The organism is Hydrogenophaga sp. FG152 (assembly GCF_057809615.1).
The window spans coordinates 88,922-111,886 of sequence record NZ_JBMDKH010000005.1; the positions used below are offsets into that span (position 1 = coordinate 88,922).

20 protein-coding genes are annotated in these 22,965 nt (G+C 65.9%); 9 read left to right on the top strand and 11 right to left on the bottom strand.

Going from position 1 to position 22,965, the window contains the following annotated elements; all coding sequences use genetic code 11:
- Positions 1–217: 217 nt before the first annotated feature.
- Positions 218–1,963: a sensor domain-containing diguanylate cyclase gene (locus ACODTB_RS07745; RefSeq protein WP_291114092.1), complete on the top strand. Its 1,746-nt coding sequence runs from the start codon at positions 218–220 to the stop codon at positions 1,961–1,963.
- A 77-nt stretch (positions 1,964–2,040) separates the two neighbouring features.
- Complete coding sequence (locus ACODTB_RS07750) at positions 2,041–2,592, top strand: NADPH-dependent FMN reductase (protein WP_291114095.1); 552 nt, start codon at positions 2,041–2,043, stop codon at positions 2,590–2,592.
- Positions 2,593–2,604: 12 nt separating this feature from the next.
- Here ACODTB_RS07750 and ACODTB_RS07755 read toward each other — a convergent pair whose 3' ends face one another.
- From ACODTB_RS07755 to metK, 3 genes are all read right to left on the bottom strand, one after another.
- A complete protein-coding gene (locus ACODTB_RS07755; RefSeq protein ID WP_291114098.1) occupies positions 2,605–3,405 on the bottom strand; it encodes an SDR family oxidoreductase in 801 nt (266 codons plus the stop codon).
- 27 nt (positions 3,406–3,432) lie between these two features.
- On the bottom strand, positions 3,433–5,484 hold the full coding sequence (locus ACODTB_RS07760; RefSeq protein WP_291114101.1) for a PAS domain-containing sensor histidine kinase: 2,052 nt from the start codon (positions 5,482–5,484) through the stop codon (positions 3,433–3,435).
- A gap of 183 nt (positions 5,485–5,667) precedes the next feature.
- Positions 5,668–6,849, bottom strand: a complete 1,182-nt coding sequence (gene metK / locus ACODTB_RS07765; RefSeq protein ID WP_291114104.1) for a methionine adenosyltransferase — start codon at positions 6,847–6,849, stop codon at positions 5,668–5,670.
- A 158-nt stretch (positions 6,850–7,007) separates the two neighbouring features.
- Here metK and ACODTB_RS07770 point away from each other — a divergent pair, with 158 nt between their 5' ends.
- Both ACODTB_RS07770 and ACODTB_RS07775 read left to right on the top strand, forming a co-directional pair.
- Positions 7,008–7,871: a lysophospholipid acyltransferase family protein gene (locus ACODTB_RS07770; RefSeq protein WP_488929228.1), complete on the top strand. Its 864-nt coding sequence runs from the start codon at positions 7,008–7,010 to the stop codon at positions 7,869–7,871.
- Positions 7,871–8,794 (top strand): lysophospholipid acyltransferase family protein, encoded by a 924-nt coding sequence (locus ACODTB_RS07775; protein ID WP_291114107.1) that lies wholly within the window; start codon positions 7,871–7,873, stop codon positions 8,792–8,794. Before ACODTB_RS07770 ends, ACODTB_RS07775 begins: the two co-directional genes overlap by 1 nt.
- A 6-nt stretch (positions 8,795–8,800) precedes the next feature.
- Here the strand turns inward: ACODTB_RS07775 and ACODTB_RS07780 are convergent, their stop codons facing one another.
- Both ACODTB_RS07780 and yihA read right to left on the bottom strand, forming a co-directional pair.
- Entirely contained in the window at positions 8,801–9,721 is a 921-nt protein-coding gene (locus ACODTB_RS07780) for an alpha/beta fold hydrolase (RefSeq protein ID WP_291114110.1), read from the bottom strand.
- A 26-nt stretch (positions 9,722–9,747) separates the two neighbouring features.
- Positions 9,748–10,536, bottom strand: coding sequence for a ribosome biogenesis GTP-binding protein YihA/YsxC (gene yihA, locus ACODTB_RS07785; protein ID WP_488929229.1), 789 nt, complete (start codon positions 10,534–10,536; stop codon positions 9,748–9,750).
- Between the two features lie 103 nt (positions 10,537–10,639).
- Here yihA and ACODTB_RS07790 point away from each other — a divergent pair, with 103 nt between their 5' ends.
- From ACODTB_RS07790 to msrQ, 5 genes are all read left to right on the top strand, one after another.
- Positions 10,640–11,254: a c-type cytochrome gene (locus ACODTB_RS07790; RefSeq protein ID WP_382161488.1), complete on the top strand. Its 615-nt coding sequence runs from the start codon at positions 10,640–10,642 to the stop codon at positions 11,252–11,254.
- A gap of 188 nt (positions 11,255–11,442) precedes the next feature.
- The gene (locus ACODTB_RS07795; RefSeq protein ID WP_291113856.1) at positions 11,443–13,599 is read left to right on the top strand and encodes a cytochrome c biogenesis protein ResB; all 2,157 of its coding nucleotides are present in this window, start codon (positions 11,443–11,445) and stop codon (positions 13,597–13,599) included.
- On the top strand, positions 13,596–14,963 hold the full coding sequence (gene ccsB, locus ACODTB_RS07800; protein WP_291113853.1) for a c-type cytochrome biogenesis protein CcsB: 1,368 nt from the start codon (positions 13,596–13,598) through the stop codon (positions 14,961–14,963). Before ACODTB_RS07795 ends, ccsB begins: the two co-directional genes overlap by 4 nt.
- Positions 14,964–15,091: 128 nt before the next feature.
- Positions 15,092–16,093: a protein-methionine-sulfoxide reductase catalytic subunit MsrP gene (gene msrP / locus ACODTB_RS07805; RefSeq protein ID WP_291113850.1), complete on the top strand. Its 1,002-nt coding sequence runs from the start codon at positions 15,092–15,094 to the stop codon at positions 16,091–16,093.
- 5 nt (positions 16,094–16,098) lie between these two features.
- Positions 16,099–16,725 carry a protein-methionine-sulfoxide reductase heme-binding subunit MsrQ gene (msrQ, locus tag ACODTB_RS07810; protein WP_291113848.1) on the top strand — a complete coding sequence of 209 codons (627 nt, stop codon included), beginning with the start codon at positions 16,099–16,101 and terminating at the stop codon, positions 16,723–16,725.
- A 6-nt stretch (positions 16,726–16,731) separates the two neighbouring features.
- Here the strand turns inward: msrQ and ACODTB_RS07815 are convergent, their stop codons facing one another.
- The 6 genes from ACODTB_RS07815 to lysA all read right to left on the bottom strand — a co-directional run bounded on the left by ACODTB_RS07815 (position 16,732) and on the right by lysA (position 22,935).
- Positions 16,732–17,721 carry a branched-chain amino acid ABC transporter permease gene (locus tag ACODTB_RS07815; RefSeq protein ID WP_291113845.1) on the bottom strand — a complete coding sequence of 330 codons (990 nt, stop codon included), beginning with the start codon at positions 17,719–17,721 and terminating at the stop codon, positions 16,732–16,734.
- A gap of 10 nt (positions 17,722–17,731) precedes the next feature.
- Positions 17,732–18,610, bottom strand: coding sequence for a branched-chain amino acid ABC transporter permease (locus ACODTB_RS07820; protein ID WP_291113842.1), 879 nt, complete (start codon positions 18,608–18,610; stop codon positions 17,732–17,734).
- Positions 18,611–18,697: 87 nt separating this feature from the next.
- The gene (locus tag ACODTB_RS07825) at positions 18,698–19,891 is read right to left on the bottom strand and encodes an ABC transporter substrate-binding protein (protein WP_291113839.1); all 1,194 of its coding nucleotides are present in this window, start codon (positions 19,889–19,891) and stop codon (positions 18,698–18,700) included.
- Positions 19,892–19,956: 65 nt separating this feature from the next.
- Entirely contained in the window at positions 19,957–20,667 is a 711-nt protein-coding gene (locus tag ACODTB_RS07830) for an ABC transporter ATP-binding protein (protein WP_291113836.1), read from the bottom strand.
- Entirely contained in the window at positions 20,667–21,449 is a 783-nt protein-coding gene (locus tag ACODTB_RS07835) for an ABC transporter ATP-binding protein (protein ID WP_291113833.1), read from the bottom strand. The genes ACODTB_RS07830 and ACODTB_RS07835 overlap by 1 nt, the downstream gene beginning before the upstream one ends.
- Before the next feature lie 196 nt (positions 21,450–21,645).
- The gene (gene lysA, locus ACODTB_RS07840) at positions 21,646–22,935 is read right to left on the bottom strand and encodes a diaminopimelate decarboxylase (protein ID WP_291113830.1); all 1,290 of its coding nucleotides are present in this window, start codon (positions 22,933–22,935) and stop codon (positions 21,646–21,648) included.
- Between the last annotated feature and the right edge of the window lie 30 nt (positions 22,936–22,965).

A 22,965-nucleotide genomic window follows, 5' to 3' on the forward strand; every position in this document is an offset into this window, starting at 1 on the left:
AGATGGGGTTTGTTCAGAACGGCGGTGCCAGCCCTGGCGGGCCAGCGGATACCGCTGATCGACATGGCGTCGGGTGTTAGCACTCAACGCCAGCGAGTGCTAATCATAAGGGCGCCGGAACCCCATTTCAAGATCGAAGGGGGTTTATTTCTGGTGTGATGGGTCTGGCCACCGGATCGCCGGACGCTGATTGGACACAAACACTTACGATGCCGGCATGGACTGCATCCTTTCCTTCCACGGGCCGGCCCAGCGTCTCCTTCTTCGCTTTCTGACGGCGCTGGTCGCCCTCCTGGGTCTTTGGTCGCACCCGGGTTCTGCCCAGGCGGCTCCTCCTGCGTCCGATGTCACCCTGCAAGCGCGCTTCTGGGTCGATACCTCGGGTCAGGCCTCCCTCGACGACGCCATGCGCCGACCGGTGGGGGACTTCCAGCCCATGGGCCACGACCGGTCTTTTGACCTGGCGGCTGCCGCCTTGTGGTTGCGGCTGGACTTGCCTGCCCTGGACGCCAGCCGGCGTTGGTACCTCGCCCTGAGTGCGGCGGCCTTCACCAACCGGGCGACGCTCCATGCCATCGGTCCTCAGGGAGAGTGGACGGTGCAACAAGCGGGCGATCATTTGCCGGTGTCGCAATGGAGCCATCCCGACCAGACACCGGTGTTTGCCTTGCCGGCCGGATCAACGGGCCCAGTCTGGCTGCGCCTGGAAAACCGGCCAGCACCCCTGAGCCCGCGCCTGCTGCTGCTGGAGGAAGACACGCTGCAGGAAACACGCTACTGGACTTTCCTCATGATCGGGGGGTATCTCGGTTTCGGCCTGCTGGTCTTGTTCTGGGGCTGGGTGCACGCGCGCCTCTATGGCGACCGCGCTTTCATCGCCTACTGCTGCTATGTCGCGAGCATGTTGGGCTTTCAGGCGGCCTTCACAGGCGTGGGCGGGGTGTTTTTCTGGCGCGATTGGGCGTGGTGGAACGACGCCGCGCCGGCGGTGTTCATGCTGTGGCTCACCGCGGCGGGCATCTGGTTCGTGCGCGAGGCCTGTGCGGTGTCGCGCCACCACCGGCAGGTGGACCTTTTCGTGAAGGCCTGGTCGTGGTTCGGGCTGCTGTTCCCCGTGGTGTACCTGCTGCTGCAGAACCGCTTTGGCTTTGTCGTGCTTAACCTGTACGGCCTGCTGTCGGTGGTGTTGAGCTTCGTGCTGTGCATCTGGACCTGGCGGCTGGGCGAGAAGTACGCGGGCTGGCTGGCGCTGGGTTTCCTGCCGGTTCACCTGAGCTACCCGTTTCCCGCACTGCGCGCGGCCGGCGTGTTGCCGGACAGCTGGGCCACGCAATACGCCGTGCTCATCGGCTCGGCCATCGAGATCCCGCTCCTGCTCTACATCCTGCATCGGCGTGCCAAGGAGTTCAACGAGAACCATGCCCGCCTGCGTGCGATCGAGAGCACGGACCCCTTGACCGGTTTGACCATTGAGCCCGTGCTTCATCTGCGTTTGCGCGATGCCATGCGCCGCTCCAGGCGCTATGGGCATCAGAGTGGCCTCCTGATGGTGGAGGTGCTCAACCATGCGGACATCGTCTCCCGCCATGGCCGGGAGGTGGCCGACCGCGCACTGGTGGTGGCGGCATCGCGGCTGTCGCACGTGGCGCGCGACGTGGACACCGTCTGCCGTGTGGCCAATGCGCGTTTTGCGGTGCTGGTCGAAGGGCCGCTGCAGCCCGACGACCTGATGCTGCTGGCGCAACACATCGTGGCCAAGGGGCTGGAGCAGGGGCCTTCCTTGCCGGCGGGCCTGTCGCTGCGCTTTCGCCTGGCCTCCCTGTCGCTGCCTGGCGAAGCAAAGGATGCGGACGATGCGAGCTTGCTCGACCGGCTCCGCGCCGCGCTGGACCAGATGGCCGACGATCCGCGCAAGGTGGTGCTGCACCTGCCGGCGGGCTCACCGGTACCCACACCGTCCTGAGTGTTTGTCTTGAGCCTGTAGTCTCTCGCGTTCACCCTTTGTTGTTTCCCCAACCCCGTTCCAGAAGAGGATTTGCCATGAGTGGATTTCAGATCGGTGTGATCGTCGGCAGCTTGCGCCGCGACTCCTTCAACCGCCGGCTGGCGACGGCCCTCGCCCAGCTTGCCTCGAAGGAGTTCACGTTCAAGCAGCTCGAGATCGGTGACCTGCCGCTGTACAACCAGGACGACGACGCGAACCAGGCCGCTCCGGTGAAACGGCTCAAGGCCGAGATCGCGGCGTCGCAAGGCCTGCTGTTCGTGACTCCCGAGTACAACCGCTCCCTGCCCGGTGTGTTGAAAAACGCCATCGACCACGCCTCGCGCCCCTACGGCCAGAGCGCCTGGGCCGGCAAACCCGCCGGGGTCATCGGCGTGTCGGTCGGCGCGATTGGCACGGCGCTCGCACAGCAGCACCTGCGCAACATCCTCGCCTACCTCGACGTGCCCACGCTGGGTCAGCCCGAGGCGTTCATCCAGTCCAAGGAAGGCCTGTTCGACAAGGACGGGGGCATCGGTGCCGACAGCCGCGAGTTCCTTCAGAAATGGGTGTCCACCTACGAAGCCTGGGTTCGCCGGCACGCGGGCTGACGCCCGCTCGGCTCAGAAGTGGGCTAGGTAACCGCCGTCCACGACCAGCACCTGGCCCGTGACGTAGCTGGCGGCGGGTGAGGCCAGGAACACCGCCGCGCCACCGATCTCCTCGGGCCGGCCCCAGCGGCCCAGCGAACTGCGCCGATCGAGCCAGGCCGCCACGGAGACGTCCTCTACCATGGCGGTGTTGGCGCCGGTGGCGAAATAGCCCGGGGCGATCGCGTTGACGTTGATGCCTTGCGGGCCGAGTTCGGCCGCGAGCGCGCGCGTGAGGGCGTCGAGCGCGCCCTTGCTGGTGGTGTAGGCCGCGTCGCCGGCGCGGGCGATCGGCCCGGCGATGGAGGTGACGTTGATGATGCGCCCAGCGCCCTGGGCGCGCATGGGCCGCGCCACCTCGCGACAGAGGTGCCAGGCCGAGACGAGATTGGCCTCCAGCAATTCACGCAGGGCCTGGGCGGGCAATTCGTCCAGGGGCTGGCGCCGGCGCTGGCCCACGTTGTTGATCAGAATGTCGATCCGGCCACTTTCGGCCAGCAGGTGGGCCACGGCCGCCGTGGCAGCGGCCTCGTCGCCCACATCGAAAGGCAGCGCCTGCGCGGTGCCGCCAGCGGCTTGGCCGCTTTCGCGCACCCGGTCCACCGCTTCATGCAGGCTGGCGGCATCGCGGCCGTTGAGCCAGACGGTGGCGCCATGGGCGGCCAGCGCCTGGGCCATGCACAGGCCCAGACCGCGGGTCGCGCCGGTGACCAGGGCGACGCGGCCTGACAGGGAGAACAGGACAGAGGGAATCGGTGCGGTGGTGGGGCTCACCGCGCGATTATCGGCTGGCCTTCGGCTTCAGGCCGGCAGCTCGGCCAGGGACGACTCGGGGAAAGCCATCTCCGGCTCCATGCCGTCAAATGGCAAGGTGAAGTAGAAAGTGCAGCCTTCGCCGGGTGCGGTTTCAGACCAGATGCGCCCACCATGGCGTTCGATGATGCGCTGCGACAGCGCCAGGCCCGTGCCGGTCCCTTCGAAGTCCATCGAATGGTGCTGGCGCTGGAACATCACGAACAGGTTGTGCGCCTTCTCCAAGTCAAAGCCCACGCCGTTGTCGGCGATGTAGAAAGTGCGTCCCCCGACTGGGCTGACCTTCCAGCCCACCTCGATGCGGGCCAGGTCGCGAGGACGGGTGTATTTCACGGAGTTGCCCAGCAGGTTGCCCAGGGCCTGGGCCAGCAGCATGGCATCGCCCCGCACGACGGGCAGGTCGTTCTCGATCACCCACTCGATGCGCCGGTCCGGGTTTTCCTGCTTCAGGTGCGCGATCACGCCTTCCACAAGCTGGGCGATCGGCACCGGCTGGGTGTCGATGGCCACACGGCCCAGGCGGGCGTACTCCAGCAGGCCTTCGATCATCAGGCTCATGCGTTTGGACGCCTTGGCGATCGAATTCTGGTACTGCAGGGCCAGCGTGTCGGCGGAGTCGCCCATCTGCTCCTGCAACAGGCTCACGAAACTGGCGATGTGGCGCAACGGTGCGCGCAGGTCGTGCGAAACCATGTGCGAGAACACGTCCAGGTCCTTGTTGGCCGCCACGAGCTGCTGCGTGCGCTCGGCGACGCGCTTTTCCAGCTCTCGGTTGAGGTCGTTCATCACGTCCTCAAGGCTCTTGGCGGCGGTCATGTCGCGCGTGATGCTGGAGAGGCCCTGCAGCTCCCCGGCTTCGTTGCGCAGCGCGGTGAGCACGGTGTGCGCCCAGAAGCGCGAGCCGTCCTCTCGCAGGCGCCAGCCTCGGGTTTCCCATTGGCCGTGGGCCTTGGCCAGGCGCAGCACCTGGCCGGGGTCGACCTCGTCCTCGCCCGCGTTGTCGCTGGACAGCAGTGCTTCATAGGAGCGGCCCATGATCTGTGAGCGCGTATGACCATGCAGACGCTGGGCGCTCTCGGTCCATTCGGTGATGCCGCCGTTTTCGTCGACGAAGTAGATGCAGTAGTCCTGGATCGCATCCACCATCAGGCGGTAGCGCTGCTCGCTGGCAAACAGCTCAGCCGAACGCGAGCGCACGCGCTCCTCCAGATCCTGGTTGGCGTGCAGCACGAACTCTTCCGTGCGGCGGCGTTCCGTGATGTCGTGCAGCTCGATGAAGATGCCCTCGACCGTGCCATTCTGGAAGTCGGGGATGTAGTGGATCTCGAAGTAGTTGGTCGAACCGTCGGCGGCCGTGCGCGCGGCTTCGAAGGTCTGCGTCTGGCCGGAGAGGGCCTGCGCCACGCGCGGCAGGATGTCGGGCAGGATGTCGGGCCGCACCACCTGACTCAGCGGCGAGCCGACCATGTCGCTCGGCCGTTTGCCGTAGCGCGCGGCATGGGCCTGGTTGGCGAATCGGCAGATCAGGTTCTTGTCGTAGTAGGCCAGCCGTGCGGGAATGCGGTCGGTGATGCTGCGCAGCAGGCTGTCCTGTGCGGAGGCGATCTGGGCCGCGTCGTGCGGCGTGACCACGCCGCTGCCATGCAGGAAATGGCCCTCGGCATCAAATACCGGTGTCGAGGCGAGGCGGGCTCGAAACAGGCTGCCGTCGACGCGCAACCAGTCCAGATCGACCGGTTCGCTCTGCCCGCTCTGGCGCAGGGCTTCCACGTGGGCGGTCAGTGCGTCGCGCGAGCGCGGGGCGACCAGTTCGTTCAGGGGCATGCCCGGCGCGCCATGGCCCAGCCAACCCAGCAGGGCTTGATTGAGATGGACGCAACGCTGTGCGTCGTCAAAAGTGAGCAGGCCGCAGGGCGCCTGGTCAACGAGGGAAAGGGCGCTGTCCAGGGCGGACTGGAGGTCTTGCGTGCGCAAGGCCACCAGCCGTTCGAGCTGTTGCTCTGGCGTTTCCATCCCGTCTGGGCAGATAGAGTTGTCCATGGTTCAAGGCTCCCGGGTCGTTGCAGTGCAAGCCAGAAAGGTGGCTTGTACTCCCATATCGGACACCTCCGCAGAAAATTCAAATTGTTACGACCGGTGGTTTTCCCTGTTGTCCGAAAAAAGTACGAAAAAAAGCCCCGGGGCTTTCGCTCCGGGGCCTGGGCGGTCGATTCGGGTGATTATTTACAGACCGGCGGCCTTGCGCAGCGCGGCGGCTTTGTCGGTGCGCTCCCAGGTGAACTCGGGTTCTTCGCGGCCGAAGTGGCCATAGGCTGCCGTCTTGGTGTAGATGGGGCGCAGCAGGTCGAGCATCTGGATGATGCCCTTGGGGCGCAGGTCGAAGTGCTCTTGCACCAGCGCGGCGATCTTCTCATCCGGGATCACGCCCGTGCCTTCGGTGTAGACGGTGACGTTCATCGGGCGGGCCACGCCGATGGCGTAGGCCACCTGGATCTGGCACTGCTTGGCCAGGCCGGCGGCCACGATGTTCTTGGCCACGTAGCGGGCGGCGTAGGCGGCCGAACGGTCGACCTTCGAGGGATCCTTGCCCGAGAATGCGCCACCGCCGTGCGGGCAGGCGCCGCCATAGGTGTCGACGATGATCTTGCGACCGGTCAGGCCGCAATCACCCTGCGGGCCACCGATGACGAAGCGGCCGGTCGGGTTGATCAGGTACTTGGTGTCCTTGAGCCACTCCTTGGGCAGCACGGGCTTGATGATCTCTTCGATGATGGCTTCGTTGAAAGACGCCTTCATCTTGGTGGACGACTCGCTCTGGTCGGGCGAATGCTGGGTCGAGAGCACCACGGTGTCGATGCTGTGCGGCTTGCCGTCGACGTAACGCATGGTCACCTGGCTCTTGGCGTCGGGACGCAGGAAAGGCAGGCGGCCATCCTTGCGCAACTGGGCCTGGCGCTCCACGAGGCGGTGGGCGTAGTAGATCGGCGCGGGCATCAGCTCGGGCGTCTCGTCACAGGCGTAGCCGAACATCAGGCCCTGGTCGCCGGCGCCGGTGTTCAGGTGGTCGTCGGAGGCGTGGTCCACGCCCTGGGCGATGTCGTTGGACTGCTTGTCGTAGCAGACCATGACCGCGCAGCCCTTGTAATCGATGCCGTACTCGGTGTTGTCGTAACCGATCCGCTTGAGCGTGTCACGCGCGACCTGGATGTAGTCGACGTGCGCGTTGGTGGTGATTTCACCCGCCAGCACCACCAGGCCGGTGTTGCACAGGGTCTCGGCGGCCACGCGGCTGCGCGGATCCTGGGCAAAGATCGCGTCGAGGATCGCGTCGGAAATCTGGTCGGCGACCTTGTCGGGGTGGCCTTCGGAGACGGATTCGGATGTGAAAAGGAAATCGCTCGCCATGTATAAACTCCACGTTGGTTGACCGGCGTTGCCGGTCTGTCAGAGTTCGGCGAACGCTTTAGCGGAATTTGTGAATCGCCCCGCAATTAGTTCCATAACTCGGCGATGGCGGCATTCTAGATCAAGTCCGTGCCGCCACCCTGTCCTTCCCATCTCCTGTGACCCTGCTGATCCATGGCCTTTTTCGCGTCCTGAGCTGGATGCCGCTGTCCGTTCTGCATGCGATGGGCTGGTTGCTTGGCTGGCTCAGTTTTTTGCTCTCGGGCCGGTATCGACGTCGCCTGTTTGCGCATGCCGCCCAGGCGGGCTACCCGCGCCAGGTGGCGCTGGCCACGGTGGGGGAGTCGGGCAAGCTGGTGGCCGAGCTGCCCCGCCTGTGGCTGGGCCGGCCCGTGCCCGTGGTCTGGGCAGGCGCCGAGCACATCGAATCCACGCATCAACAGGGCACCGGCGTGCTGTTCCTCACGCCCCACCTGGGCTGTTTCGAGATCACGGCCCAGGCGTACGCACGGCGCTTCGGCGCGGTGCATCCCATGACGGTGCTGTTCCGCCCGGCGCGCCAGCCCTGGCTGCGCGATCTGGTGGCCGGTGCCCGCCAGCGCCCTGGTCTGTTCGCCGCACCCACCACCCTGGCGGGCGTGAAGCAGCTCATCAAGGCACTCAAGGCGGGGCAGGCGGTGGGCCTGTTGCCGGACCAGGTGCCGCCTGAAGGGCAGGGTGTGTGGGCGCCGTTCTTCGGCCGTGATGCGTACACCATGACGCTGTCGGGCCGCCTGGCTCAGGCCGGCCGCGTGCAGATCCTGTTGAGCTGGGGTGAGCGTCTGAGTTGGGGCCGAGGCTACCGCGTGCACGTGCGCCCGTTCGAGCCGCTCAACGGCGGGCCACTCTCGGACGACCCGCTGGAGGCCGCAGCACAGATCAACCGCGCCATGGAGGCGCTGGTGCGAGAATGCCCGGCCCAGTACCTCTGGTCCTACAACCGCTACAAGTCGCCGCTCCGGTCGACACCGCCGTCGCCCTGATGCCTTCCTTGCCACCCACGCCCCACGCTCCGCTGCCCCCCGGCAACCTTGGCAACCGCCTGGGGGTGGCCTTCATGCGTGTGCTGGCCGCATTGCCGCTCTCCTGGGTGCGTGGCATGGGCTGGGTGCTGGGGCAGGTGCTGCACCTGGCGGCGGTGCGGCGCCGTCGCATCGCGCGCATCAATTGGGCCCTGTGCTTTCCGGAGAGCAGCGAGGCCGAGCGCGACCGCGCGGTGCGCCAGCATTTCGTGTACTTTGCACAAGCCTGGCTGGACCGCAGCTGGTTGTGGGAGGCGCCGCTGGCCACGGTGCGTCAGCGCCTGACACTCACGGGCGATCTGCAGGCCCTGGCCGGGAACGAGCCCACCGTGATCTTCGCCCCGCATTTCGTGGGCATGGACGCGGGCTGGATCGGGCTCACGGCCCACCTGGAGCGGCGTTTCTGCGGGCTCTACGCCGAGCAGCTCAACGCCGATGTGGACCGCTGGATGGCACAGGGCCGCCAGCGTTTCGGCAACCCCCATGTCGTGGGCAAGCGCCAGGGCATCAAGCCCCTGGTCGCGGCGATGCGCCAGGGCCTGCCGCTGTACCTGTTGCCCGACATGGACCACGGCATGCGCGACGCGGCGTTCGTGCCCTTCTTCGGCGTGCAGACCGCCACGCTCATGTCGCTGTCCCGGTTGGCCCGCCTGGGGCGTGCCTGCGTGGTGCCGGTGGTGAGCCGCCTCACGAGCGAAGGTTATGAGGTGAAGGTGATGTCACCCTGGCCCGATTACCCGACGGCGGATCCCGAAGCCGACACGGCGGTCATGAATCGCTACCTGGAGGGTTACATCCGCCAGGCGCCGGCGCAGTACTACTGGGTGCACAAGCGCTTCAAGACCCGCCCGGGCAATGAGCGTTCTTTCTACGCCGATCTCTGAACCGGCTCAGGTGGTCAGAAAGCCGCCGATCAAGGCGGCCACGCGTGCCGGTTGCTCGTGCACGATCCAGTGCGTGGCGCCGGGGACGCGCTCGATGCGCAGGTCTGGCACATACCCGTCCAGCCCTTCGAGCAGGGCTTCGGGCAGGGCGGTGTCGTTCAGTCCCCAGATCACCAGGGTCGGCCGCGTCACCATGGCCTTTTCGCGCGGCACCTGCACGGCTGTTGCCCCAGGATCGTCGGGCGTCGGTGGGCGCAGGGGCGACGCAGCGTAGTAAGCGCAAGGCCCCGCCAGCCCCTGGCGCCACACCGCGCGGTAGCGATCGCGCGTGGGTTCGTCAAGCCAGGCCCTTGGCCCGCTGTCGGCCGCCATGTGGGTGAAGAAGGGCCATAGGCGGGCGAAGTCGTTCTCGGCCAGCAGCGCGGGCGCGTCGGGCCGGATCAGGAAATTCATGTAGGCGCTGGCCGCCTGTTGCGCGGGCGACTGGGCCAGTTCACGCTGGAAGGTGGCGGGGTGCGGCGCGTTGACGATGACCAGTTGCCGAAGCAGGCCAGGCCGCTGCGCGGCGAGGCCCCAGGCCAGTGCACCGCCCCAGTCGTGCGCGATCAGGCCGGCCAGTTGACCTGGCGTGGGGCTGTCGGCGGTGATGGCCGTGACCAGTGCGCCAACGTCTTGCAGCAGAGGCTTGGCGCGGTAGGCCGATGGGTCGGAGGGGGCGCTCGACTGCTCGAAGCCGCGCAGGTTGGGCGCCACGCAGCGGTAGCCGCCGTGTTCGGCTTGAGCGAAATGCAGAAGCAGTTCGTCCCATACGAAGGCAGCTTCGGGAAAACCGTGCAGGAACAGCAGCACGGGGCGGCCGGGATCGCCGGCAGCGCGGCAACTCAGCGTGATGCCGTGGGGCAGGGCTTGTTGGAAAGTCTGGATCATGCGGGCTCTCCTCGAGCCCGCACGGTTCAGTCCAGCGCGGGCGGCTCGTCGTCGGGAACGGGGTCGGCCGCTTGGGCTGGTGCGTTGATGCCATGGGTCCATTGCCAGAGCAGCAGCGCCACCTCGTCCAGCCCCTTTTTCTTCAGGGCTGAGAAGAGTCTCGCCTCGCCACCGCCCGACTGCAGTCGCGCAATCGACAGCGCCTTTTGCGCTTCGGCGTGGTTGAGCTTGTCGGCCTTGGTGAGCAGCACCAGGAACTTCAGGCCTTCCTCGACCCGAGGCCGGATCACCTCCAGCAGGATCTCGTCGAGCTCGGTCAGGCCCACGCGCGGGTCGATCAGCAGCACCACGCCCTTGAGGTTTTCGCGCGTGAGCAAATAGTTGCCCATGACGCGCTGCCAGCGCAACTTGGCTTCGCGCGGCACGGCGGCATAGCCATATCCCGGCAGGTCGGCCAGTACCGCATCGGTCACGCCCTGTTTGCCGAGCGAGAACAGGTTGATGCTCTGCGTGCGGCCCGGCGTCTTGGACGCGAAGGCCAGGCGCTTCTGCTGCGTCAGCGTGTTGATGCAGGTGGACTTGCCCGCGTTGGAGCGCCCGACGAAGGCGATCTCGGGCACGTCCAGCGGGGGCAGGTGCTCGAGTTGCGGGGCGGTGGTGAGAAAACGGGCGGTGTGCAGCCAGCCGTGCGCGATCTTGGGATCGGGCTTGAGGGGATCGATGGTTTTTCCAGCTCGGGGTATCGGGGCTTTGAGGCCCGGGGCGTCGTGCGACGGCGAAGCGGTCTGGGGGGCTGGAGTGGGGCGGTGGGTCATTTGGGGGTTTTCCCGGTGGGACATTGTAAAATCGATTGGCTTTGTCCAGACAAACCGAGAATTCCCACAAACCGAACCCGTCGCAACCGACGCCCGCCCCGTCATGAAATTGCCTGTTTCCTTCCTTTGCGCCGCTGCTGCCGCAGCCCTGTCGTTCAGCGCCCAGGCGCAATCGGCCAAGCCCGATCTGGCCAAGGGCAGCGCCATGTACGGTCAGGTCTGCGTGGCCTGCCACGCGGCGGACGGCAACTCGACCACGCCGGCCAACCCGAAACTGGCGCAACAGCACCCCGAGTACCTCGTCAAGCAGTTGCAGGAATACAAATCGGGCAAGCGCGACAACGCCATCATGAAGGGCTTCGCTTCGGCCCTGTCCGACGCCGACATGCGCAACATTGCCTATTGGCTGGCCGATCAGAAGGCCAAGGGCGGCGCCGCCACCGACAAGGACTTGGTGCGCCTGGGTGAACGCATCTACCGCGGCGGGATCGCCGACCGCCAGATCGCCGCCTGCGCCGGCTGCCACAGCCCCAACGGCGCCGGCATTCCCGCGCAGTACCCGCGCCTGTCGGGCCAGCAGGCGGAGTACACCGCCACGCAGCTCAAGCACTTCCGCGACGGCACCCGCAAGAACAACGCGCAGATGGCCGGTGTGGCCGCCAAGATGAACGACCGCGAAATCCAGGCGGTGTCGGACTACATCGCCGGCCTGCGCTGATTGACTTTCAAGGGGCACAAGCCCCTCGTGCCCGGCCGGGATATAAGCCGACAATAATATTTGCCGGCACAATGCCATAAACCCCGTCGGGCGTTGAACCGCCAGCCAAAAAACACATCACATCAGGGCGCGTTCCGGGACTTCCGGGGCCGCCCTTTTTTGCTGCACCGTTCTGCCCTCATTCCTCCATGACCGTCTCCACCCAAGGCCTGCAAATTCGCACCGGCTCGCGCATCGTCAGCGAGCTGGTGGAGTTGCTGTCGTCGATGCGGTTTGCCATTTCGTTGCTCACCGTGATCTGCATCGCGTCGGTGATCGGCACGGTGGTCAAACAGCACGAACCTTTCATCAACTACGTCAACCAGTTCGGGCCTTTCTGGGCCGACGTGTTTGCCAGCGCGAACCTGTACTCGGTCTACAGCGCGTGGTGGTTCCTGTTGATCCTCGCGTTTCTGGTCGTCAGCACCAGCTTGTGCATCGCCCGCAACACGCCCAAGATCTTTGCCGACCTCAAGGCCTACAAGGAAAACATCCGCGAGCAGAGCCTGAAGGCTTTTCCGCACCGTGCCGAGGGTGAGTTGGGCGAAGCGCCCGAGGCCGCGGCGAACCGCATCGGCCAGACCCTGCTGGGATCGGGCTGGAAGGTCAAGCTGCAGTCGCGCACCACCCCGGCAGGCGCCGGCTGGATGGTGGCGGCCAAGGCCGGTGCGGCCAACAAGATCGGTTACCTCGCGGCGCACAGCGCCATCGTGCTGGTGTGCATTGGCGGTCTGCTCGATGGCGACCTGATGGTGCGCGCGCAGACCTGGTTCAACGGCAAGACGCCCTTCATGGGTGGCGGCCTGATCGCCGATGTACCGGCCCAGCACCGGCTCTCGGCCAGCAACCCCACCTTCCGCGGCAACCTGCTGGTGACCGAGGGCACGACGGCGGGCACGGCCATCCTCGCGCAGCCCCAGGGTGTGCTGCTGCAGGACCTGCCGTTCTCGGTCGAGCTCAAGAAGTTCATCGTCGAGTACTACGACACCGGCATGCCCAAGCTGTTCGCCAGCGAGATCGTGATCCACGACAACGAGACCGGCGAAAGCAAGGAAGCGCGGGTGGAGGTGAACCACCCCGCCAGCCACCGCGGCATCAACATCTACCAGTCCAGCTTCGATGACGGCGGCTCGCGCGTGAAGCTGCAGGCCGTGCCGCTGAACGGGCCCACGCGGCCGTTCGAGATCGAAGGCACCATCGGCAGCTCGACCGCACTGAGCAATGGCGACGACAAGCTCACGCTGGAGTACACCGGCCTGCGCGTGATCAACGTGGAGAACTTCGCCACCAGCAACGCCGCCGACGGCGTCGATGTGCGCAAGGTGGATCTTCGGGGCTCGATCGAAAGCCGCCTGGGCTCGGGCCACAAGACCGCGACGGAGAAGACGCTGCGCAACGTGGGGCCGAGCGTGTCTTACAAGCTGCGGGATGCGGCTGGTCAGGCGGTGGAGTACCACAACTACATGCTGCCGGTGGAGATCGACGGCGCGCGCGTGTACCTGCTGGGCCTGCGCGAGACGCCGGCCGAACCGTTCCGCTACCTCCGCATTCCCGTGGACGACAAGGATGGCCTCGACGGTTTCGTGCGCCTGCGCGCCGCCTTGGGCGACCCGCAGTTGCGCGATCTGGCGGTGCGCCGTTACGCGGCCTCGGCGGTGGAAGACGGCCGCCCAGAGCTGGCCGAAGCCTTGGCGGCCTCGGCAACGCGCGCCCTGGGCTTGTTTGCCGGTGCCGAGTCGGTGAACGCGCCTGGCGTGCAACCGGTGGCGGCCAACGGCACCACCGACAAGCCCATTCGCGGAGGCCTGCAGGCCGTCTCGGCCTTCCTTGAAAACAACGTGCCGTCCGCCGAGCGCGAGCGCGCGAGCGATGTGCTGGTGCGCATCCTCAACGGCACGCTGTTCGAGCTGATGCAGATCAGCCGCGAGCGCGCTGGCCTGCCGCCGCTGGAACGCAGCGAGGCCACGCAGCAGTTCATGTCGCAGTCGGTGATCAGCCTGAGCGACACCTTCTTCTACCCCGCGCCCATGACCTTCCAGCTCAAGGACTTCACGCATGTGCAGGCCAGCGTGTTCCAGGTCGCGCGAGCACCGGGCCAGAACATCGTCTACCTGGGCTGCCTGTTGCTCATTCTGGGCGTTTTTGCCATGCTCTACGTCCGCGAGCGCCGCCTCTGGGTCTGGCTCTCGCCCTCGGGTGAGCAATCCTCGCAGGCCCGCATGGCGCTGTCGTCGAACCGCAAGACGATGGACGCCGACCGTGAATTCGAGCTGTTGAAGACCCAATTGTTGAAGGTGCATCCATGAATACCGTCGCCGCCACCCAGACCATCGAACTGAAGAAGGGTCACTACGGGCAGGGCCTGGAGCCCGGTTACTGCGCGCGCCGCAATGTCTGGGACTGGCTGTTCGCGGTCTTCGTGATCGCGGGAGCCACCTGGGCCTTCATGCGCTACAACGCGGCCATGGACGGCTACGAGAAGGCCATCCTTGTGGGCACCGTGCCCAGCATGATCTGGCTGGGCTGGTTCTGGCGTCCGCTGCGCGCGCTCACCGTCGTGGTGGCGGCCACAGCGCTGCTCGCGATCTGGCTGTACCAGACACCCGCCGGCACGGCCGACCTCGCGCGGGCCGACCAGGTCTTCCTGCTGAAGTACTTCATCTCCAGCCAATCTGCCATTCTGTGGATGAGCGTGCTGTTCTTCATGAGCACCGCGTTCTACTGGGTCGGCATGTTCAAGCGCGCGGGCGACACCTTTGAACTGCTGGGTTCGCGCATGGCCTGGGTGGCGGTGACGCTGGCCCTGATCGGCACCATGGTGCGCTGGTACGAGAGCCATCAGATCGGCCCCGACATCGGACACATCCCGGTGAGCAACCTGTACGAAGTGTTCGTGCTGTTCTGCTGGATGACGACGGCTTTCTATCTTTATTACGAAGACCAGTACAAGACGCGTCGCATGGGCGCGTTCGCGATGCTGGTGGTTAGCGCCGCGGTGGGCTTCCTGCTCTGGTACACCCTGGTCCGCGAGGCGCATGCCATCCAGCCGCTGGTGCCCGCCCTCAAGAGCTGGTGGATGAAGCTGCATGTGCCGGCCAACTTCATCGGCTACGGCACCTTCGCGATTGCCGCGATGCTGGCCTTTGCCTACCTGATCAAGCAGAGCGCCACCGAAAGCCGCTGGTACAAGCTCGCGCCGCTGTGGCTGCTGGGCGTGGTGCTGTGCTTCGAGCCGATTGTGTTCCGCCAGTCAGCGGCGGAAAACGGCAGCAGCTACTGGTTCGTGTACTTCGGCGTTTCGGCGTTGATCGTGGGCGCCATCCTGTTCGGCCGCCGCCGCATTGCCGAGCGCCTGCCCAGCTTCGAGGTGCTCGACGACGTGATGTACAAGGCCATTGCGGTGGGCTTTGCGTTCTTCACCATCGCCACCGTGCTGGGCGCCCTTTGGGCGGCCGAGGCGTGGGGTGGTTACTGGAGCTGGGACCCGAAGGAAACCTGGGCGCTGATCGTCTGGTTGAACTACGCCGCCTGGCTGCACATGCGCCTCATCAAGGGCCTGCGTGGCACGGTCTCGGCCTGGTGGGCGCTGGTGGGCCTGGCGATCACGACCTTCGCCTTCATCGGCGTGAACATGTTCCTCTCCGGCCTGCACAGCTACGGCGAACTCTGACGCGCGTGGGCCAGGTTCCGGTGAGCGCGGCGGCGCCGGAACTTTGTGAGAACCGCTTCGGTCCTAAGATCGACGAACCCGCGACGCGGCATCTTCCGCCGTCGGGTGTCTTCAGCAAGGATGGTCCCATGCTCATTCGCACGCGCGACAATGGCTTCGAGCACCCCCTCTCCAGCGAGATCACGCCGCCGGCGGCCTACCAGAACCGGCGCCAATGGCTGCTGACCGCAGCGGCGATGGGCGGCATGGCTTCCTGGGCTTCGCGCGATGCCTGGGCGCAGGCCGCTTCGGTCACGCCCAAACCCGGCAAGCTCGCTGCCTTGCCCGGCAAGCGCTCCGCCGTGGACGGTGCGATGACGATGGAGGCGCTCACCTCCTACGACGACGTCAGCTCCTACAACAACTTCTACGAGTTCGGCACCGACAAGTCTGACCCCGTGGCCCAGGCCAAGACCCTCAAGCCCCGGCCCTGGACGGTGGCCGTTGAAGGTCTGGTGAACAAGCCCGGCACCTTCGACCTGGACGCCTTGCTCAAGCTCAGCCCGATGGAGGAGCGCATCTACCGGCTGCGCTGCGTCGAGGGCTGGTCCATGGTGATTCCCTGGGTGGGCTACTCGCTGAGCGAACTCATCAAGCAGGTGCAGCCTCAGGGCAGCGCCAAGTACGTCGAATTCGTGACGCTGGCCGACCCCAAACAGATGCCCGGCCTGCGCTCCAACGTGCTGGGCTGGCCTTATGTGGAGGGCCTGCGGCTGGACGAGGCCATGCACCCGCTGACGCTGCTGGCGTTCGGCATGTATGGTGAGGTGCTGCCCAACCAGAACGGTGCGCCGCTGCGCCTGGTGGTGCCCTGGAAGTACGGCTTCAAGAGCGGGAAGTCGCTGGTGAAGATCCGTTTCACCGACAAGGAGCCGCGCACGGCGTGGAACGTGGCTGCGCCACAGGAGTACGGCTTCTACTCGAACGTCAACCCCGAGGTCTCGCACCCGCGCTGGAGCCAGGCCACCGAGCGCCGCATCGGCGAGGGGGGTGGCTTGTTTGCCAAGCGCCGCCAGACGCAGATGTTCAACGGCTACGCGCCCCAGGTCGGCCAGCTCTACGCCGGCATGGATCTTCGCAAGCTGTATTGATCGGCATGCAGCGCCGCCCGCCTGCCGGAGGGCCGGTCAACCGCGTGCTCAGCCATGGCGCTGCCAAGCCGGTGGTGTTCGTGCTGGCCAGCTTGCCCTTTGTCTGGCTGGTGTTCGCGGCCTTTGCCGATCGGCTGGGGGCCAACCCGGCCGAGGCCCTGATCCGCTCGCTGGGCGATTGGACCCTGCGTTTCCTGGTGCTGGTGCTGGCGATCACGCCCCTGCGCGTGAGCCTGGGATGGCCCGCGTTGCTGCGCCTGCGGCGCATGGTGGGGCTGTTCGTGTTCTTCTACGCCTGCATGCACCTGCTGGCCTACGCTTGGTTCGACATGGAGTTTGATGTGGTGGGCGTCGCAGCCGACGTGGCCAAGCGCCCGTTCATCCTGGTGGGTTTCCTCTCCTGGCTGTTGCTGCTGCCGCTGGCGGCCACTTCGTTCAACCGCGCCATTCGCACGCTGGGGGCTCGGCGCTGGCAACTGCTGCACCGCGCGGTATACGTGATCGCGGGCCTCGCGGTGTTGCACTTCTTCTGGATGCGTGCCGGCAAGAACGACTTTGGGGAGGTGGCTGTGTACGCCGCGATCCTGGGGAGTCTGCTGGCCTGGCGCCTGTGGCGCCGACTCAAGAGCTGAGCCTGTTCAGGCCTGCTTGCCGCGCCAGCGCTCCACCAGCGCGATGGCTTCGCCCATGATGCCGCGGCGGAAGGCCAGCACGCACACCACGAAGATGAAGCCGATCACCATGGTCACCGACTCGCCCAGGCCATTGAACCAGTCGATGCCGGTCACGCCAGCCAGGAAATGGCCGATCTCGCCGAGCTTGTTCTCCAGCGCGATCACCACGGTGGCGCCCACCAGCGGGCCGGAGAGGGTGCCCAGGCCGCCCACCAGCGTCATCAGCACCACCGAGCCGGACATGGTCCAGTGCACGTCGGTGAGTGTGGCAAAGCCCATGGCCAGGGTCTTGAGCGAACCTGCCAGGCCGGACAGCGCGGCCGACAGCACGAACACCAGCAGCTTGAACCGCTGCGTGTCGTAGCCCAGCGAGATGGCGCGCGGCTCGTTTTCCTTGATCGCCTTGAGGATCTGGCCGAAAGGGGAGTGCACGATGCGCATGATGAGCAGGAACGCTGCCACTGTGATCAGCAAGGTGAAGTAGTACATGGTCATGTCGTTGCCGAGTTCGATGAAGCCCAGCAGCCGGCCGCGCGGCACACCTTGCAGACCATCCTCGCCCCCCGTGAAGGGCATCTGCAGGCAGAAGAAGAACAGCATCTGCGCCAGCGCCAGGGTGATCATGGTGAAGTAGATGCCTTGGCGGCGGATCGCGAGCGACCCTACCAGCCAGCCCAGCACCGCGCCCGCCAGGGTGCCGATCACCAGACCCAGCTCGGGCGGCACGCCCCAGACCTTCAGTGCGTGGCCGGTGACATAGGCCGAGCCACCCAGAAAGGCCGCGTGGCCGAACGAGAGCAGGCCCGTGTAGCCCAGCAGCAGGTTGAAGGCCGAGGCAAAGAGCGCGAAGCACAGCAGTTTCATCACCAGCACGGGGTAGATGCCGATGAAGGGAACGGCCAGCAGCCCCAGCAGGAGCAAGCCGTAGAGGATGTTCTTGGAAGTCGTGTTCATGCGGCTGGCTTCACTTTTCCTTGCCGAACAGGCCGGCCGGCCGGATCAGCAGCACGATGGCCATGATGACGAAGACCACGGTGGACGAGGCCTCGGGGTAGAAGACCTTGGTCAGTCCTTCGATGACGCCCAGGCCCAGGCCGGTGAGGATGGTGCCGAGAATGGAGCCCATGCCTCCGATCACCACCACGGCAAAGACGATGATGATGAGGTTCTGCCCCATGAGCGGAGACACCTGCATGATGGGCGCGGCCAGCACACCCGCCAGGCCCGCCAGCGCCACGCCAAAGCCGTAGGTCAGCGTGACCATCAGCGGCACGTTGATGCCGAAGGCTTCCACCAGCCGTGGGTTCTCGGTGCCCGCGCGCAGGTAGGCGCCGAGCTTGGTCTTTTCGATCACGTACCAGGTGGCGAAACACACCACGAGCGAGGCCAGCACCACGAAGCCGCGGTAGTTCGGCATCACCATGAAACCCAGGTTGGTGGCGCCCGAGATGGGAGCGCTGTAGGGCAGGCCCGAGACCCCGTAGGCCGAGCGAAGCACGCCTTCCAGCATCAGCGTGAGGCCCAGCGTGAGCAGAAGGCCGTAGAGGTGGTCGAGGCGGTAGATCCAGCGCAGGAAAAGCCGTTCGATGACAATGCCCACCACGCCCACGGCCAGCGGGGCGAGCACGATCATCACCCAGAAGTTCAGTTCCAGGTAGTTCATGCCCATCCAGGTCAGCACCGCGCCCAGCATGAACAGCGCGCCGTGCGCGAAGTTGATGACGTTGAGCAGGCCGAAGATGACCGCCAGCCCCAGGCTCAGGATGGCGTAGAACGAGCCGTTGACCAGGCCCAGCAACAACTGGCCCAGCAGGGCGGACAAGGGTATTCCGAAGAAGTCCATCGGCAGGGCGTGGGTTGGGGGTGGGTGAGGTCAGGCCGTGTGGACAGGGACACCTGCGGGCCGCAGCCCGCAGGTGTCCCGCTCAGATCACTTCCAGAGCTTGCACTTGGAGTCGGCCTTGGTCGTGAAGACCGAATCGCCCGGCAGCGTGGCGGCCACCTTCATGTAGTCCCACGGCTTGGTGGACTCGGCGGGCTTCTTCACCTCCAGCAGGTACATGTCGTGCACGTAGCGGCCATCGGGGCGGATGTTGCCCTTGCCGAAGAAGTCGTTGATCGGCATCTTCTTGAGCTGTTCCATCACCTTGTCGCTGTCGGTCGTCTTGGCCGCCGTCACCGCTTTCAGGTAGGTGGTGGTGGCCGAGTAGTTGGCGGCCTGGATGCTGGTCGGCATGCGCTTGGCCTTGTCGAAGAACTTCTTGGCAAACGCACGGCTCGCATCGTCCTTGTCCCAGTACCAGCTGTCGGTCAGGTACATGCCCTGCGTGTCCTTCAGGCCCAGGCTGTGCACGTCGGTGATGAACATCAGCAGGCCCGCGAGCTTCATCGTCTTGGTGATGCCGAATTCGCTCGCGGCCTTGATCGAGGCGATGGTGTCGCCGCCCGCGTTGGCCAGGCCGAGGATCTTGGCGCCCGAGCTCTGGGCTTGCAACAGGAAGGAGGAGAAGTCCGAGGTGTTGAGCGGCGCGCGCACCGCACCCTTCACGGCACCGCCGGCCGCCTTCACGACGTTGCCGGTGTCGGTTTCCAGCGCGTGGCCGAAGGCGTAGTCGGCCGTCAGGAAGAACCAGTCCTTGCCGCCCTGCTTCACGATCGCACTGCCGGTGCCCTTGGCCAAGGCCACGGTGTCGTAGGCGTAGTGCACGGTGTAGGGAGAGCAGGCGTCGTTGGTGAGCGCGGACGAGCCCGCGCCGTTGACGATGTACAGCTTCTTCTTCTCTTCCGCCACCTTGGCCGTGGCCAGGGCGGTGCCGGAGTTGGTGCCGCCGATCATGACGTCCAGGCCTTGCGTGTCGATCCACTCGCGGGCCTTGGAGGCGGCGATGTCGGCCTTGTTCTGGTGATCGGCGCTCAGCAGCTCGATGGGCTTGCCCAGCACCTTGCCACCGAAGTCGTCGATGGCCATCTGGATCGCCATGGCGCCGTTCTTGCCGTCCACGTCGGAGTACAGGCTCGACATGTCGGTGGTGAAGCCGATGCGCACTTTGTCCTGTGCGTGGGCGGCGGTGAACAGCCCCGCGGCACCCAGTGCCAGGGTGAGCAGTTTGACGGTGTGTTTCATGCTGTCAGTCTCCGTTGAGGTGGCGGTTGGGGGAAAACGGTGATCGGTGAACGGGGCGAGGGCGCTCAGACGCCCAGCAGTTCGTGAAGAACAGGCATCTTTTCGGTCAGCTGGGAGGCGTTGAAGTGCTCGACCATGCGGCCGTGCTCCATCACGTAGAAGCGATCGGCCAGCGGGGCGGCGAAGCGGAAGTTCTGCTCCACCATGACCACGGTGTAGCCCTTGCTCTTGAGCATCTTGATCATGCGGGCCAGGGCCTGCACGATCACGGGCGCGAGGCCTTCGGAGATTTCGTCGAGCAGCAGCAGGTGGGCGCCGGTGCGCAGGATGCGGGCCACGGCCAGCATCTGCTGCTCACCGCCGGACAGGCGCGTGCCCTGGCTATGCCGGCGCTCGGCCAGGTTGGGAAACATCTCGTAGATGTCGTCCACCGACATGCCCTTGCCCGAACCCTTGAGCGTGGGGGGCAGCAGGAGGTTTTCCTCGCACGAGAGGCTGGCGAAGATGCCGCGTTCCTCGGGGCAGTAACCGATGCCGTGGCGCGCGATGCGGTGGGTGGGCAGGTGGATGAGCTCCTGCCCGTTGCTCTGGATGGAGCCCTTGCGCGAGCCGGTGAGGCCCAGGATGGCGCGCAGCGTGGAGGTGCGGCCCGCGCCGTTGCGCCCGAGCAGGGTGACGACCTCGCCCGGTTGCACGACCATGTCCACGCCATGCAGCACATGCGATTCGCCGTACCAGGCCTGCAGGTTCTTGATCTCGAGCGCCGGTGCGGTCATCAGTGCGCTCCCTGGAGCTGGCCGTCGGTGGTGCCCATGTAGGCCTCCATCACAGCGGGGTTGCCCGAGACCTGGGCATACGAGCCTTCGGCGAGCACGGCCCCGCGTTGCAGCACCGTGATGGTGTCGGCGATGTTCGAGACCACGCCCATGTTGTGCTCCACCATCAGGATGGTGCGGCCGGTCGCCACCTTCTTGATGAGCTGGGTCACGCGGTCCACGTCTTCGTGGCCCATGCCCTGGGTGGGTTCGTCCAGCAGCATCAGCTCGGGCTCCATGGCCAGTGTGGTGGCGATCTCGAGCGCGCGTTTGCGACCATAGGGCAGGTTGACCGTGGTCTCGCGCGCGAAATCCTGCAGGCCCACTTCGGTCAGCAGATGGTGTGCCCGCTCGTTGAGCTGGTTGAGCGAACGTTCGCTCCTCCAGAAGTGATAGGCCGTGCCCAGCTGGCGCTGCAGGCCGACGCGCACGTTCTCGAGCACGCTCAGGTGAGGAAACACCGCCGAGATCTGGAAGGAGCGGATGATGCCGCGGCGCGCGATCTGCGCCGGCTGCTCACGCGTGATGTCCTGACCGTTGAACAGGATCTGGCCTTGCGTCGGCTCCAGGAACTTGGTCAGCAGGTTGAAGCACGTGGTTTTGCCAGCGCCATTGGGTCCGATCAGTGCATGAATCGCCCCGCGCTGGACGCGCAGATTGACGTCGTTGACCGCGGTGAAACCCTTGAAGGACTTGGTGAGCTGGCGCGTTTCCAGAATGGTGTCGCTGGTCTTGTCGTGCATGGGTTGGGGGCGCTTCCAGAAGGCCGTCGGGCCATGTTGCTGTGCACAATGTCGACGGATTCTGGAGGACTCGATCTGCACGGCCTATAGGTGCAAACACCGAGGGGGTATGGCGGCCCGCTGCACCATGAGAGGGCATGCGGCCTGGCGCCGCGTGCATGCACAAAAGGGTGTCGCGCGCGCGACGGCGCGACGGTCAGAGCAGGCGTTCGAGCCGTGTCTGGTCAGTCAGGGATTCGCGCGCGCGGATCAGGTGCGCATGAGCACCATCCACCAGCACTTCCGCCGCGCGGCCCCGCGTGTTGTAGTTGCTGGCCATGCTCATGCAGTACGCGCCCGCCGACAGCACGGCCAGCAAGTCACCCGACTGCACCGCGAGCGCGCGGTCGCGGCCGATCCAGTCGCCGCTCTCGCACACGGGGCCCACCACGTCCCAGGTCGGTGCGTCTTCTGACGCGCGCGGTGCGACCGGCACGATGCGGTGAAACGCCTGGTACATCGCCGGGCGCGGCAGATCGTTCATGGCCGCGTCCACGATCAGGAAGTTCTTCTGCTCGCCGGGCTTGAGGTACAGCACCTCGGTGAGGCACACGCCGGCATTGCCCACCAGTGAGCGGCCGGGCTCGATGCAAATCTGGCGGTCGCCGAAACCCCGCACGTCCAGGCGCTGCAACAAGGCCTGCCAGAGTACGTCGGCTTCCGGTGGGTTGTCACCCTGGTAGTCGATGCCCAGGCCGCCGCCGAAGTCGATGTGTTCGATCGGCACGCCGGCCGCCTCGATCTGTTCCACAAGGTCGAGCACGCGGTCCATGGCATCGAGGTAGGGCCCGGTCTGTGTGATCTGGGAGCCGATGTGGCAGTCGATGCCGACCACACGCAGACCTTCGCACGCGGCGGCGTGCTGGTAGGTCGACAACACGTCCTCGTGCGCGATGCCGAACTTGTTGCCCTTGAGGCCGGTGGAGATGTACGGGTGGGTCTGTGCGTCCACGTTGGGATTGACACGGATGCTCACCGGCGCGCGCAGGCCCATGCCCCGGGCCACCTCATCGAGCACGTCGAGCTCGGCGCGGCTTTCCACGTTGAAACAGCCGATGCCTACGGAGAGCGCCTGGCGCATCTCGGCGCGCGTCTTGCCCACACCGGAAAAGATGACCTTGGTGGGATCGACGCCCACCGCCAGGGCGCGTTCGAGTTCGCCGCCCGAGACGATGTCCAGACCGCAGCCCGCGGCCACCAGGGTCTGCAGGATCGCCAGCGATGAATTGGCTTTCATGGCGTAGCAGATCAGGTGCCGACGCCCGGCCAGGCCACGCTGGTACGCGGCCAGTGCCTGCAACATGGCGGCGCGGCTGTACACGAACAGCGGCGTGCCATGCTCGCGAGCCAGCGCGGCCAGAGACGCGCCTTCGACCATGAGTTGCTGGTCCTGGTAGGTGACGAACGGCGGCAACGGGGTGGTGGGCAGGCCGGCGAGTGTGGTCATGCGAGCGGTGCGAAGCAAAGAGGGCGGTGA